The organism is Amycolatopsis eburnea (assembly GCF_003937945.1).
Classification (GTDB): Bacteria; Actinomycetota; Actinomycetes; order Mycobacteriales; family Pseudonocardiaceae; genus Amycolatopsis; species Amycolatopsis eburnea.
The window spans coordinates 320,657-332,734 of the sequence record NZ_RSEC01000032.1; the positions used below are offsets into that span (position 1 = coordinate 320,657).

General features: G+C 69.9%; 16 protein-coding genes. 11 read left to right on the forward strand and 5 right to left on the reverse strand.

Translation table 11 applies throughout. The features are described 5' to 3' along the window. The 11 genes from EIY87_RS09335 (at nt 1) to EIY87_RS09385 (ending at nt 10,054) form a co-directional block, all read left to right on the forward strand. Nucleotides 1–774, forward strand: a complete 774-nt coding sequence (locus tag EIY87_RS09335; protein ID WP_125307258.1) for a phage tail tube protein — start codon at nt 1–3, stop codon at nt 772–774. Then, on the forward strand, nt 774–1,277 hold the full coding sequence (locus tag EIY87_RS47605; protein ID WP_158641296.1) for a DUF7426 family protein: 504 nt from the start codon (nt 774–776) through the stop codon (nt 1,275–1,277). The genes EIY87_RS09335 and EIY87_RS47605 overlap by 1 nt, the downstream gene beginning before the upstream one ends. A gap of 220 nt (nt 1,278–1,497) precedes the next feature. After that, nucleotides 1,498–4,104 carry a coiled-coil domain-containing protein gene (locus EIY87_RS09345; RefSeq protein ID WP_125307259.1) on the forward strand — a complete coding sequence of 869 codons (2,607 nt, stop codon included), beginning with the start codon at nt 1,498–1,500 and terminating at the stop codon, nt 4,102–4,104. 1 nt (nt 4,105) lies between these two features. Then, complete coding sequence (locus EIY87_RS09350; protein WP_125307260.1) at nt 4,106–4,969, forward strand: phage distal tail protein; 864 nt, start codon at nt 4,106–4,108, stop codon at nt 4,967–4,969. A gap of 10 nt (nt 4,970–4,979) precedes the next feature. Beyond that, nucleotides 4,980–6,206 (forward strand): hypothetical protein, encoded by a 1,227-nt coding sequence (locus EIY87_RS09355; RefSeq protein ID WP_125307261.1) that lies wholly within the window; start codon nt 4,980–4,982, stop codon nt 6,204–6,206. After that, complete coding sequence (locus EIY87_RS09360; protein ID WP_125307262.1) at nt 6,206–7,333, forward strand: hypothetical protein; 1,128 nt, start codon at nt 6,206–6,208, stop codon at nt 7,331–7,333. Before EIY87_RS09355 ends, EIY87_RS09360 begins: the two co-directional genes overlap by 1 nt. After that, nucleotides 7,333–8,130, forward strand: a complete 798-nt coding sequence (locus EIY87_RS09365; RefSeq protein ID WP_125307263.1) for a hypothetical protein — start codon at nt 7,333–7,335, stop codon at nt 8,128–8,130. The genes EIY87_RS09360 and EIY87_RS09365 overlap by 1 nt, the downstream gene beginning before the upstream one ends. Further along, a complete protein-coding gene (locus EIY87_RS09370) occupies nt 8,124–8,666 on the forward strand; it encodes a hypothetical protein (protein ID WP_125307264.1) in 543 nt (180 codons plus the stop codon). The genes EIY87_RS09365 and EIY87_RS09370 overlap by 7 nt, the downstream gene beginning before the upstream one ends. After that, a complete protein-coding gene (locus EIY87_RS09375) occupies nt 8,663–8,953 on the forward strand; it encodes a hypothetical protein (RefSeq protein WP_125307265.1) in 291 nt (96 codons plus the stop codon). The genes EIY87_RS09370 and EIY87_RS09375 overlap by 4 nt, the downstream gene beginning before the upstream one ends. Before the next feature lie 13 nt (nt 8,954–8,966). Then, nucleotides 8,967–9,800, forward strand: coding sequence for a hypothetical protein (locus tag EIY87_RS09380; RefSeq protein WP_125307266.1), 834 nt, complete (start codon nt 8,967–8,969; stop codon nt 9,798–9,800). Between the two features lie 23 nt (nt 9,801–9,823). Continuing rightward, a complete protein-coding gene (locus EIY87_RS09385) occupies nt 9,824–10,054 on the forward strand; it encodes a hypothetical protein (RefSeq protein WP_125307267.1) in 231 nt (76 codons plus the stop codon). 61 nt (nt 10,055–10,115) lie between these two features. On the opposite strand, the gene EIY87_RS09390 is transcribed toward EIY87_RS09385, so the two are convergent. The 5 genes from EIY87_RS09390 to EIY87_RS09410 all read right to left on the reverse strand — a co-directional run bounded on the left by EIY87_RS09390 (nt 10,116) and on the right by EIY87_RS09410 (nt 11,919). Then, nucleotides 10,116–10,550: a hypothetical protein gene (locus EIY87_RS09390; protein ID WP_125307268.1), complete on the reverse strand. Its 435-nt coding sequence runs from the start codon at nt 10,548–10,550 to the stop codon at nt 10,116–10,118. A gap of 229 nt (nt 10,551–10,779) precedes the next feature. After that, nucleotides 10,780–11,115, reverse strand: coding sequence for a hypothetical protein (locus EIY87_RS09395; protein WP_125307269.1), 336 nt, complete (start codon nt 11,113–11,115; stop codon nt 10,780–10,782). 2 nt (nt 11,116–11,117) lie between these two features. Beyond that, nucleotides 11,118–11,318, reverse strand: coding sequence for a DUF397 domain-containing protein (locus EIY87_RS09400; RefSeq protein WP_125307270.1), 201 nt, complete (start codon nt 11,316–11,318; stop codon nt 11,118–11,120). Next, nucleotides 11,315–11,638, reverse strand: coding sequence for a hypothetical protein (locus tag EIY87_RS09405; RefSeq protein ID WP_125307271.1), 324 nt, complete (start codon nt 11,636–11,638; stop codon nt 11,315–11,317). Before EIY87_RS09405 ends, EIY87_RS09400 begins: the two co-directional genes overlap by 4 nt. Further along, the gene (locus EIY87_RS09410) at nt 11,635–11,919 is read right to left on the reverse strand and encodes a hypothetical protein (protein ID WP_125307272.1); all 285 of its coding nucleotides are present in this window, start codon (nt 11,917–11,919) and stop codon (nt 11,635–11,637) included. The genes EIY87_RS09405 and EIY87_RS09410 overlap by 4 nt, the downstream gene beginning before the upstream one ends. Nucleotides 11,920–12,078: the final 159 nt, after the last annotated feature.

The following is a 12,078-nucleotide window of genomic DNA, read 5'->3' on the forward strand; positions in this document are numbered from 1 at the left end:
ATGCCTGTTCCCAACCGAGTCCCGCTCGGTGCCTCGACCACCGCCCGGAAGTGGTACCTCGACGTCGACACGAACTTCAGCACCGTGTCCCCGAACTGGGTCGGCGTGTTCGGCATCACGGAATTCCAGCCGAAGTCCGACCCGACCATGCAGGACGACTCCGACTACGACGCGCGCGGCTACGGTTCGGAGACCAAGACCGCGGAGAAGTGGTCCCTGGTGATGAAGGTCGCCCGCAAGGTCACCGTCGCGGACGCCACCGTGTACGACGCGGGCCAGGAGTACCTGCGCTTGCGCGCGATCGGCAAGATGGGCCCCGACAACAGCGTGCACGTCCGCTGGTACGAAATGACGCCCAACGGGCCGCGCGTCGAGGCCTACGACGGCATCGCGTCGGTCACCTGGTCGCCGGACGGCGGCAAGATGTCCGATCTGGACATCGTGTCGGTGACCCTCGGTGGCCAGGGCGCGCAGAACGCGATCACGCACCCGAACACCGGCGCCGTGATCCCGGTCATCACCGGCCTGACGCCGGCGGGCGGGCTCGCCGCGGGCGGCAACCTGCTCCGCATCCAGGGCACCAACTTCACCGGCGTCACCGGCGCGACCGGCGTCAAGGTGGGCGGCACCAACGCCACCAGCTACGACCTGATCTCCGACGGCCTCATCGAGGCCATCGTCCCGGCGCACGCCGCCGGGCAGGTCGACGTCGTCGTCACCAACGCGGCCGGCGCCTCGGCGGCCACCGCCACGACGAAGTACACCTACAGCTGATGGCCCTCAAGGACCTCACCGAGTACCTCCAGGACGACGTCCTGGAGGTCAAGGTGTCGGGCAAGGCGCATCCGGACGGCAAGACCTACCGGATCGCCGAGCCCGACGCCCACACCGGCCTCTACCTGATGGCGCTGGCCCAAACCGCCACCAGGGCCGCCTCCGGCGCCGAAGTGACCGCGGACGAGCTGGCCAGCCTCCAGTTCGAAGGCGGCCGCGAGGTCGACCTCACGCGGATGGTGCTCGGCGACGTCTACGACGAGCTGTGCACCGATCAGGTGCCGTTGCGCAAGATCGCCGGGGTAACGCAGTACGCCTTCGTGCACTTCACGATGGGCGAGACGGTCGCGGAACAGCTGCTGCCGTCGGGGGAAGCCCAAGCCCCGAACCGGAACGCACGCCGGAAGGCGTCACGGGGCGGGGCGACGTCGACGACGCAACGGGGCTCCACCGCTGGTACGACCTCACCCCGGAAGCCCAAGCGAAAGCCGAAGGCAACGTAGGCCCGACCTGGATCGAGCTGCTCACCCACTGGGCGCTCGTCGAGGCGGACCTGCACGAGCTGTACGGCGTTGACGCTGGGGACCTGGCCCTGATGAAGGCCAGGCCCTGGCGATGGCTCCGCGTCCGCATCCAGGGCCTGCTCCAGTCCCCCGACACCCGCGTACACCGGGTGTTCTTCCCCCCGCCCCCACCGCCTGACCCCCGAAGGAGGTAGCCGCCTTGCCGCTCAACATCGGCGAACTGGTCGCCTACCTCAAGATGGAGAAGGACGCCAGCTGGGATCGGGCGAAGACGTCCGCGAAGAGCGACCTCGAGGACATCGCCGACGAAGCCGAGCGCTCCGGCAAGAAGATCGACAAGTCCACGAAGGACGCGGCCAAGAACGTCGAGAAGAACTTCAACGGCATGGCCTTCGGCGGGCTCAGCGTCGGCCTGCCCGCCGCGGCGGCTGTCGGCGCGGCCGGCGTCGCCGCGGCGCTCACGATCGCCACCGCCGCGTTCGTCGGCGTGGGGCTCGGCGCAGCGCTGGAAAGCCGGAAGGTCTCCGACGCCTGGAGCACCACCTCCAACCACATCACCGACCAGACCAACCAGATGTCCACCGTCCTCGAGGACGGTCTGGTCGGCGCGGCGGGGGACGTCGACGCTGCGTTCTCGCGGATGGCGCCCCGGATCCAGCAGGGCATGAAGGACGCCGCTCCCGCCGTGCGGGAGCTGGTCGGCGCAGCCACCGACCTCGCCGAGGAAGCGCTCCCCGGCGTCGAGGTGGCCGCGCGCAACGCTCTCCCGCAGATCAAGGGAATCCGTGACTTCGCCGGGCAGGCCGGCGCCGGCGTCTCGGACATGTTCATCGCGATGTCCCGCGGCTCCGTGGACGCCGGCGCGGGAATGCGGCAGCTGGGCGGCATCACGCGGGACCTGCTTGGGTTCCTCGGCCAGCTGGTCACCAACCTGGCGGCCAACCACAACGAGCTCGGCGTGCTGCATGGCGCGCTCAACCAGGTCGAGGACGCGCTGCTCGACGCGACCTCCTCCGGCTCCGGGCTGATCGGGTTCCTGCACGGCGCCGCGCAGGCGGGCTCCGGCACCATCGGAGTGCTCAGCGGGCTGGTGAGCATGCTGGCCGCGCTGCCCCCGCAGGTGACCCAGTTCGGTGGGTCCCTCGTGGCCACGAACATGATCCTGTCCAAGTTCGGTGTGGACGGGACGAAGGGCTTCGACGGGTTCATCGACAAGGTGAAGGCCGCCAAGGGCCCAGTCGAGACGCTGAAGGCCGCGGGCACCGGCCTGATCGAAGGCGCCTTCAACCCCGCCGCGATCGCCACCGTCGGCCTCTCGATCCTGCTGTCCGAGCTTGGCCGCCGCCAGCAGGAAGCCGCGCAGAAGGCCGCCGAGCACAAGGAAGCCGTTCGGCTGCTCGTCGACGCGCTGCGCCAGGACGCCGGCGTCGTCGGCGAGGCTTCCAAGGCCGCCGTCGCCAAGGGCTTGGCGGACAAGGAAGCTGCGAGCAACGCGGGTGCGCTCGGCATCAGCATGGCCACGGTGCAGGCCAGCGCTCTCGGCAACTCCGTCGCGCTGGAGACCCTGAAGCACCACACCGATTTCATGATCGACGGCTGGGAGCGGTCCGGGCAGCTCACCGACGCGCAGGCCGAGGCGCTGAAGAAGAACACGACCTGGCTGCGCGAGAACGGCGGCGCGGCGAACACCGTCGTCAACGACTACGGCAACCTCACCGCCGAGCAGCAGAACGCGCTCCGCGCAGCCGAGAACCTCACCGGCGCGGTCGGCCAGCAGATCAAGGCCGCCCGGGACGCTCACGACACCTACATCGCCCAGGAGGAAGGGCTCACCGGGCTGTCGAAGGCGTACATCGAGGTCCGCGACCGCGCGCTGGAGGCGTACAACGCCACCCAGCAGCTGAACAACGCGCAACTCGGTCTCCGCGGGGCGGTGCTCACCACCCAGGAGGCAACCGAGAAGTACGACAAGGTCATGAAGGACCACACCGCCAGCACCCGCGACAAGGAGAAGGCGACACTCGACCTCGAGCGCGCGCAGCAGGCGGAGATCAACGCGGCCTACCAGCAGGGCGTCGCCGCGTCGAAGGCGACCACCGACACGGCCAAGCAGGCCGACGGGATGCGCGCGGCGAACGCCGAAGCGATCAAGCTGGCGTCCAGCTTCAGCGGCCCGCTCCCGGCGAGCCTGCAGCAGACCATCTCCAAGATGACCGTCACCGAGGCACAGGCGCTCGGCCTGAAGGTGTCGATCAACAACGTCGGCCAGGCCGTGTACACGCTGCCCAACGGCAAGCAGATCGTGCTCACCGGCGACGCCTCGCAGGCGCTCGATGCGGCGTACGCCGTGCAGAAGGCGCTCGCTGACCTGCACAACAAGACGGTCTACGTGGACATCGTCCAGCGCGGCAAGTCCCCGACGGGGATCAGCCCGACCGGCGCGCCGGTCTACAGCGCCAGCGGCAACTACGTCGCCCGGTTCGCCTCCGGCGGGCTCTCCGCCACCGACAGCATGCAGCCGCTGTCCAGCTCGGTCGGCATGGTGGTGCCGCCGGGCACTGAGCGCGTGGTCGGTGACAACCAGCTCTACGACGAGCTGTACGCGCCGCTGAACGGGTCCGCGCGCACCCGCGACCTCATCACGGCGGGCGCCCGGCACGAGGGCATCGGGCTGGACGTCCCGGTGCCCGTGCCGGTCCAGCGCGACCGCGCGCTGGTCCAGATCGACCACTTCCACCCGCCGGCGAACGCCTCACCGTGGGACGTGGCCGAGGACCTCGACTGGATCTCTCGGACGGGGGGCTGACGTGGCCGGCGAACTCATCACCCAGGACGGGCAGCTCCAGTGGCGCGGGCTGCTGCTCGGCGCCGGATCCGCCTACAAGCTCACCAACCTGGAGGGCTGGCTGGACCTGCCGGACATGCGCGACGGCGACGTGCCGTTCGACAGCTACCACGGCAGCCAGCCCGGCCAGCTGCTCTCCGACCGTCGCACCGTGACCCTGTCCTTCACCATCAGCACCGACCCGGCCGGGTTCACCGCCGCGCAGAAGGCCCTCCGGGCCGCGACCGCGCCCAACGAGAACCCTGCCGAGGAGCCGCTGATCGTCCAGTGGGACGGGGTCAAGGCGATGGTCAACGCCCGCTGCGTCCGCCGCTCCATCCCGGTCCCGCGCAGCAACGGCACCGGCTACACCCAGGGCGCCATCCAGTGGCGGGCCACGAACCCGCGGCTGCTGCACCTGCCCCAGGTCGTCGCCGGGCCGGTGAGCCCGCCCGTCGCCGGCACCGGCGGCCTCATCTACCCGCTGGTCTACCCGCTGGTCTACGGGGCGGCGCAGTCCGGCGGCGAGCTGGTGCTGGAGAACGAAGGCAACGCACCAGCCCAGCCGGTCTTCCGGATCACCGGGCAGTGCACCGGGCCGACGATCACCAACCCCGACACCGGCCAGCAGCTGGAGTTCGACCCCGCCTACGTCCTCCCCGCCGGCCGAACCCTGTCGCTCACCCACGAGACCCGCTCGGTCCTGCTCGACGACGGCGTCTCGCGAAGCAACCAGCTCATCACGCGGCAGTGGTTCACGCTGCCCGTCGGGATCAGCCGCGTGCGCTTCACCTCCGCCGACGGCCAAGGGCTGCTCGAAGCCCTCTACTACTCCACTTCGATCTGAGAGGAATCCCATGGCAGAGAGGCATTCCTCGGCCGTCCAGCAGGTCGCCGGGGTCGGTCAGCAGACCGTTGAAGACGTCCGGCTCACCCAGAGCGCGCTCTGGACGCCGTCCGGGCTGATCACCTCCCGGCCGGGCATCATCCCGTCCGGCACCGCGGCCGCGCCCGGCAGCGTCCTCGCCACCTCGCCCACCCCGAACGGGTTCGTGCACGTCCAGCCCGGCCGGCTCGTCGTGCAGTCGGTCCGCGGCGGCGGCGTGTACGTGATGTGCCTGGACGCGATCAAGGACATCAACATCCTCAGCACGAGCGCCGACCCATCGAACGCCCGTCGAGACCTGATCATCGCCCAGCAGAACGACGCCTACTTCGGTGACGCGAACAGCGACATGGTCGTGCGCCAGGTCGTCGGCACCCCGTCCGGGGCCCCGGTCGACCCCGTCGTCACCGGCAGCCAGGACTACCTCGTTCTCGCGCGCGTGACCGTGCCCGCGGGCGCGACCACCATCACCACCGGCAACATCACCAACCTCGCCACCCAGCTCACCGTCGCCACCGGCGGACTCCTCCCCGTGGCCGACGTCACCGAGCGCGCCGCGATCGCCCAGCCCTACGACGGCATGGCGATCTACCGCCGCGACCTCGACTGGATCGAGACCTACGACGGCACCGCCTGGCGCGCGCCGATGTGGTGCCGCACCACCGCGCTCGCCAACATCACCAACCCGGTCACCGGGCAGATGGCACTGCTCACCACCGACAACTACGTCTACCGCTGGACCGGCTCCGCCTGGTCCCCGGTGTTCGCGGCCTCGAAGGTCGGCGGCGAGTGGACCGCGAACGCCAACCAGAGCATCACGGCCAACTCCGGCGCGAACAAGCTGACCTTCGGCGGCGTCCGGATCCCCGCCAACGGCGTCACCCTCACCACCAGCAACACCGTCAACATCGCCGTCGACGGCAACTACTCGATCTACGCCGCCGCGGGCGCCGCGTTCAACGCGGGCAACAACTTCGGCGTCGGCATCTACGGCACCGGCGGCGCCCCAGCCGCCGGCCAGTCCTGGTACGCCGCACCGCACTTCGCCAGCGGGCAAACCGAAGCCGCCTGCTCCGCGACCCGGTTCTTCGCTGCGGGCACGCAGCTGTGCGCCTACCTGTACAACAACGGCAACGCGCTGACCCTGAACCCCACCACCGGGCGGGTCGCGGAGTTCGCCGTGTGGCGGGAGCTGTGATGACCGCGCCGGTCTACAGCTACCAGATCGCCGACCTCGCCTCGAACCGGATCCTCGAGGACGTCGTCCTGACCGGGGTGAAGTTCAACAAGCCGCTCAACTCCAGCGGCAAGTTCTCCGCGAGCTGGAAGCTCGGCGAGGACACCGCGCACCTGGACGCCTACGACCTCACCATGCCGTGCCGTCGCGTCGTCTACGCGTTCCGGGACGACCGGCCGATCTGGGGCGGGATCATCTGGACCCGCGCCTACGACTCCAAGACGCAGACCGTCGCCATCGGCGCCGGGGACTGGTGGTCGTACTTCGACCACCGCAAGGTGCTGCCGGTCTTCGCGCCGAACGGCACCCTCACCCAGGTCGCCGCGCTGGCCCTCACCTACACCGCGACCGACCAGAACGCCATCGCCCGCGGCCTGGTCGCCGCCGCGCAGGCGCACACGGGCGGGAGCATCGGCGTCGTCCCGGCCGACACCGCGACCTCCGGGCAGCTGCGGGACCGCACCTACAACGGCTACGACCTCACCGCGACCGGCGACGCGCTCACCAACCTCTGCAACGTCATCAACGGCCCCGACATCGTCTTCGACGTCCTCCCCGGCGCCTCAGCACCGCAGCGGGTCATCCGCGTCGGCACGCCGTCGCTGGGCGCGCAGGGCTCCGCGCACCGCTGGGAGATCGGCGGCAACACCAGCGCCTACGCCTGGCCGAGCGACGGCACCCGGATGGCCACCCGCGCATTCGCCACCGGCCAGGGCGTCGAGCTCGGCCTCCCAATCGCGGTCTCGGAGGACACCACCAAGTACGCCGGCGGCTACCCGCTGCTCGAGCTGGAAGGCCAGTACGGCTCCGCCGAGGACGTCGGCACCCTCACCGGCCACGCCCAAGCCGACCAGCAGGTCGGCCGGATGCCCGTCGTGTTGCCGAAGCTGCTCGTCCGCGGCGACCAGTCCCCCACCGCCGCCGAGGTCGACCGCGGCGACGACGGCTGGCTCACCATCCCGCCGGACCGCTTCCACAAGACCGGCTGGGAAGGCCCGGTCCGGGTCGTCGACATCGCCTTCGCGCCGGGCGGCGACGCCGAGCGAGTCGAGCTGACGATGGCGCCGCTGCTGGACGGAGTCGCCTGATGGGGCAAATCAACCTGCCGGCCAACCTCCTCGACCGGCTCAAGCGCGCCGAGGCCCAGATCACCCAGCTGTGGAAGAACGTCGGGCTCTCTTCGGCCACCATCGCCGCCGGTGGGCTGACGCTGCTGAACAACGCCTACCTGAAGATGCTCGGCGCCAGCAACAACGAGATCGTCTACATCGGACCCGACGGACTGGGCAACCAGGTGGTCCGGATCCGCGACGCTGCGGGCAACATCATCTTCGGGAGTGTGTCGGCAGGCGGCGCCAGCCAGCGCGTCGCGATCAACCCGAACCCAGCCGGTTCAGCAAGGATCGAGTTCTACGACGACGGCAACACCACCGACCGGGTCTCGCTCTCCCTCAACGGCGGCAACTTCGTGCAGCAGCGCGAAGTCCAGGCGACGAGTTCGATCAACGGCGGCAAGGTCTCGTTCTACAACGGATTGACCTACTTCGGCCACCAGACGGCGTCTCTCGATACCTACCTTCGGTTCAACAACAGCGGCGAAATCGCTCTGCGCGGAAAGTGGACCCAGGACAACTCCGAGTTCAACGAAACCGCGGTTTTCGTCGGAAACTACGACCTCGGCAGTGCAGCAACCGGCGCGTCAGTGTCCTGGGGACCGACGATGGCCACCCGGATGTCCCTCGTCACGGACATTTTCCTCAGCGGCGGAACTGTCACGTCGCACAACATCGACGCGATCAGCCAGACCGGGTTCGGCGTGCGCTGGAGCCCATCTTCGACCGTCCGCGTGATGTACCACGGTCTTCGAATCAACCAGGCATGGTGACCATGAAAATCATCGATGTGCAGCGAGTCGACAAGGGCGACAGCAGCTACTGGGCCATCATCCTCGAACTGTCCGATGAGGACGGAACGGTTCACAATCGCGCACACATCATGCCCGCCGACACGCTGGAATGGCGGGCAGCCGAGTACGGCATCGACCCTGCCGACACCGCGACGCTGCTGGACGTCGTGCTCGCCGAGCCGTACCTGTCCGAAGAGGACTGGGCCACCGGCCACCAGCTGCACGACGCGCCGGACATCGACACCGCCCGCCGCGCCCACATCGCCCGCTGCGCCCGCGCGAAGCTGCGCCACCGGCTATCCACCCGCACCCGGGCGGCCACGAAGGACACACCGGCCGTTCCGAACCCGTGCCAGCGCGTCGCCGACGAGTCCCCGCTGCACCCCGAAGCCATCGAGCTGAAACGCCAGCTCGTTCAGCAGGCCCGCGCCGCGCACGCCCAGGCGCGCGCGGCCGCACCCCCGGACCGGATCGCCGCGCTGCGCGCGGCTGTTGAGAGAGGCCAGCCCGCATGAGCCCCAGCGACGAGCCCGGCTCGACGAACTACCTGCTCGGCCGGATCGACGGGAAGATCGATCGCCTCGACGAGAAGCTCGACAGCCAGGGCCAGACCCTGGCCGGGCACGCCGAACGACTCGTCGCCGTCGAGCGTGACGTCCGCGACCTCAAGACCGCACGCGCCAGCGACCAGCAGCAGCGCGACGGCGGCATGAGCGCGATGAAGGTCGCCATCGTCGCCGCGGTCACCTCCGGCCTGATCGGCGGGGGCTTCACCGTGATCCAAGCCGTCACCAAGAGCTGAAGGGAGACCGACGTTGCGCACGATGTACGACGCCGTCACGGCGGGGAACATCCTCAAGAAGGACAAGCGGCCGATGCTGGTCGCGGGCTACATCGACCGCATCAAGCTCGCGCCGTGGACCGACGCCGACTGGGCGCTCTTCCCGGACGCGCTGAAGGTGCGGATCGTCAAGAAGGCGTCCACGAACGACGGTCACGTCCTGGACGTCGAGCCCGGCGACGCCACCCCGGCCCAGGCGCCTGGGTGGGCGGCAATGCGGCGGCGCTCCGGGTTCGCCTACCCGGTGATCTACTGCAACCGCTCGACCTGGCCGCTGGTCAAGGCCGCGTTCGCCGACCAGGGCGTCGAGCCGCCGCTGTACTGGATCGCCACCGCCAGCGGCCGGCCGGAGATCCCGGCGGGCGCGATCGCCGCGCAGTACCTGCTCGACGTCGCGCCCGGCATCGACGTGTCCGCCGTCGCGGACTACTGGCCCGGCGTCGACCCGGCGCCGACCTCACCCGGCGGCTCGGCCGCCTCGACCACGGGAGTGGAACTCATGGAGCGCATCACCGTCACCCCGCCCAACACCGGCCAGAACACCGTCCGGCTCAACCTCTCCGGCAGCGCCGGCGCCGCGATCATCGTGCGGCCGCGGATCAACCGCGACGGCGTGGCGAAGCCGATGTGGGTCGGCAACATCTTCGCGTGGGGCTCCGACAAGATCGGCGTCGGCCACAACCCGAAGTCCGACCCGGGCTACGTCGACCGGCTGACCTCGCACCGGCGCTTCGCGCTGCCGGGCGCGGTGTGGGCCGACCTCGAGTACAGCGCCGCCGAGCCGTTCGACATCGACGTCGTCGGCTGACCAGCCAGAAAGAGGACAGAACCGTGACAAAGCTCGTCGCCTGGTGGCGCACGCTCCGGGCCGCGCTCGCGCGAACCCGCAAGACCACGGCCGCGGTGTGGAGCACGCTCACCCCGCCGGCGCTCGTGGGCGTCCTGGCGCTGCTCGGCGTCCACATCGACACCGCGCGCGCCGTGCTGATCCTCGGCGTCGGCACCGCGCTGCTCGCGCCGGCCGCCGTCTACCGGGCCAAGGCGAACGAACCGCCCGCCTGACCGACACCCCGGCACGACAAGGGCCCGCGCTCACCTCGAGCGCGGGCCCTCCTCGTCGTGTTCAGCCCAGGGTCACTTCGCAGGTGACCGACTCGATCGTGGGCGCGTCCACGTTCTGCGCCGGGCCGTACCCGGTCGCGAAGGTCTGCGGAACGATGCTCGGCTTCGCGCCCTTCGCGTCGGCCAGCTGCTTGCCGGCCTTGTCCACCACGTGGCACCAGGGCGCGTCGCCGGAGGACGTCACCGTCACGAAAACCGACTTGGACGCCGTGAAGTCGCGTCCGTCGGTGCCGTCGTAGGCGTCCAGCCGTGTTGGTACGCCGCCGTCGATCATCACCGAACCGCCCAGGTTGCCGATGATGCTGACGTGGACCTGTTGTGCTGCTGGAGCCGCGCCCGCCGACGGCAGCGCCAGCACGAGGGCGACGGCGACGACCGCCAGGGCCGCGCCGACGATCGCGCCCTTCTGGCCCTTCAGCTGCTTCAGGTCCAACATCGAGTTCCCTCCCTGGTTTCCTCCAGGCGTCGGTTTGATCATGCTCCGCGTTACTAGCGATCGCGGTTCCACTCCGTGGCCGTGTGCACGAACGGGCGCGGTCTGGTCCGCCCGCCCCGGGCGACCCTGCGGGACTGCTTTCCAGGGATGCGCCGATGGAGGACGGGGCGGGCGGAGCTGGATACCCGGCCGGCGCGACGACGAGGGGTACACCGCGCCGGCCGGGTGGTCACTCGCCACGTTCGATCCGCGCCGCCAGCTCGGGCTGCAGCTCGCGGCCGAGCCAGCGGTCGAGCTCGACGCGGCGCACCGACTCGTGGATCTCGTCGTCGGAGGGTAGGGCTGCAGAGTTGACCGCGACCGTCATGTCCTTTCGCGGGATGTCCACGAAGAACGCGTCGACGTCGTGCGGCTCGCATGCGGTCCGGAGAGCCGCTTTCCACGTATCCAGATCGCAGTCGTCGCCGAGCGCTTCGCGTGGCAGCACGACCCACAGGCCGAGCGCGAGCTTCTGCGCCAGCTCGGCGGCGTCTCGCACGTAGTAGGGCTCCGCCACGGTGCCCACGGCTACGCCACCAGGTGCCGGATGAACGCGGTGAATGCGTCGCCGCCGAAGACGAGCGTCGGCTGATCCGGCCGGTCGCCTTCCTTGGTGTCCCGCACGCCGACGACGCCGGCGCCGGTGCCGATCTCGACGCAGTTGTCGTGGTCGTCGCGGGTGCACCACGTCGACATGCGCCAGCCGGCCAGCTCGGGTTTGCTGCTCATCCGGTGATCTCCTTCGGTTGGGGTGGGCGCCGCAGCCCTCGCGGCTGCAGCGGGATGCGCGGCGGCTCGGCCGGCACTACGTGCAAGCGGCGCTGCGCCGCCCGGGCGGCCCGGTCGCTCGCGTACATCTCGGCGCAGGCCCAGCACGGCTCGGGTACGACGCGCGGCGGCGTGAGGTCGAAACTCGCGTGCACGACGACCCGGCACAGCGTCGTCAGCTGTTCTCCGGCCGCGGGCATCCGGACGAGCCGGAGCCTGTGCGCTACCCCGTCGACGACCAGGCGGACCGCATCAAGGTCGACGTACACCAGGCCCGTCATCGCGGCCGCCGCCGCCAGGTCCGCTGTGCCACTTCGGCGTCAGCCAGGGTCTGGCCCATGTTCAGTTCGATTCGTTCCCGCATGGGGGCGCTGAAGAGCGCGGTGGGGCCGCCGTTACCGCGGCCACCGCCTTCGAACGGCGCTCGGGCTGGCTCGATCGCGATCCCTGCGACTGGACGACCCTCGACGTCCGTCGTCACGCCGGTGATCACGTCGACCTGCGCGCCGGCCGAGTCGACCGTTCGCAGGATCCGCGGGTTCGTCCACCCTCGCGCCGTCATGGGCAACAGACTCCCCCGTTTCGACACCCCCGGCAAGAATATTGCGCAATTTTCTACTTCGTTCACCGAAACGGAGTCGACTTGATTACACAGTGTCACCGCATGAGTAGATCTCCACCCGGACGGACCTGCTACGTTGCGCGAAGTTCTAGAGAGCAT

What these genes read in the sequence shown, in the direction of transcription:
- EIY87_RS09335 (WP_125307258.1), top strand. Translation starts at nt 1, where the DNA reads ATGCCTGTTCCCAACCGAGTCCCGCTCGGTGCCTCGACCACCGCCCGG.
- EIY87_RS47605 (WP_158641296.1), top strand. Translation starts at nt 774, where the DNA reads ATGGCCCTCAAGGACCTCACCGAGTACCTCCAGGACGACGTCCTGGAG.
- EIY87_RS09355 (WP_125307261.1), top strand. Translation starts at nt 4,980, where the DNA reads ATGGCAGAGAGGCATTCCTCGGCCGTCCAGCAGGTCGCCGGGGTCGGT.
- EIY87_RS09360 (WP_125307262.1), top strand. Translation starts at nt 6,206, where the DNA reads ATGACCGCGCCGGTCTACAGCTACCAGATCGCCGACCTCGCCTCGAAC.
- EIY87_RS09365 (WP_125307263.1), top strand. Translation starts at nt 7,333, where the DNA reads ATGGGGCAAATCAACCTGCCGGCCAACCTCCTCGACCGGCTCAAGCGC.
- EIY87_RS09370 (WP_125307264.1), top strand. Translation starts at nt 8,124, where the DNA reads ATGGTGACCATGAAAATCATCGATGTGCAGCGAGTCGACAAGGGCGAC.
- EIY87_RS09375 (WP_125307265.1), top strand. Translation starts at nt 8,663, where the DNA reads ATGAGCCCCAGCGACGAGCCCGGCTCGACGAACTACCTGCTCGGCCGG.
- EIY87_RS09390 (WP_125307268.1), bottom strand. Translation starts at nt 10,550, where the DNA reads ATGTTGGACCTGAAGCAGCTGAAGGGCCAGAAGGGCGCGATCGTCGGC.
- EIY87_RS09400 (WP_125307270.1), bottom strand. Translation starts at nt 11,318, where the DNA reads ATGAGCAGCAAACCCGAGCTGGCCGGCTGGCGCATGTCGACGTGGTGC.
- EIY87_RS09405 (WP_125307271.1), bottom strand. Translation starts at nt 11,638, where the DNA reads ATGACGGGCCTGGTGTACGTCGACCTTGATGCGGTCCGCCTGGTCGTC.
- EIY87_RS09410 (WP_125307272.1), bottom strand. Translation starts at nt 11,919, where the DNA reads ATGACGGCGCGAGGGTGGACGAACCCGCGGATCCTGCGAACGGTCGAC.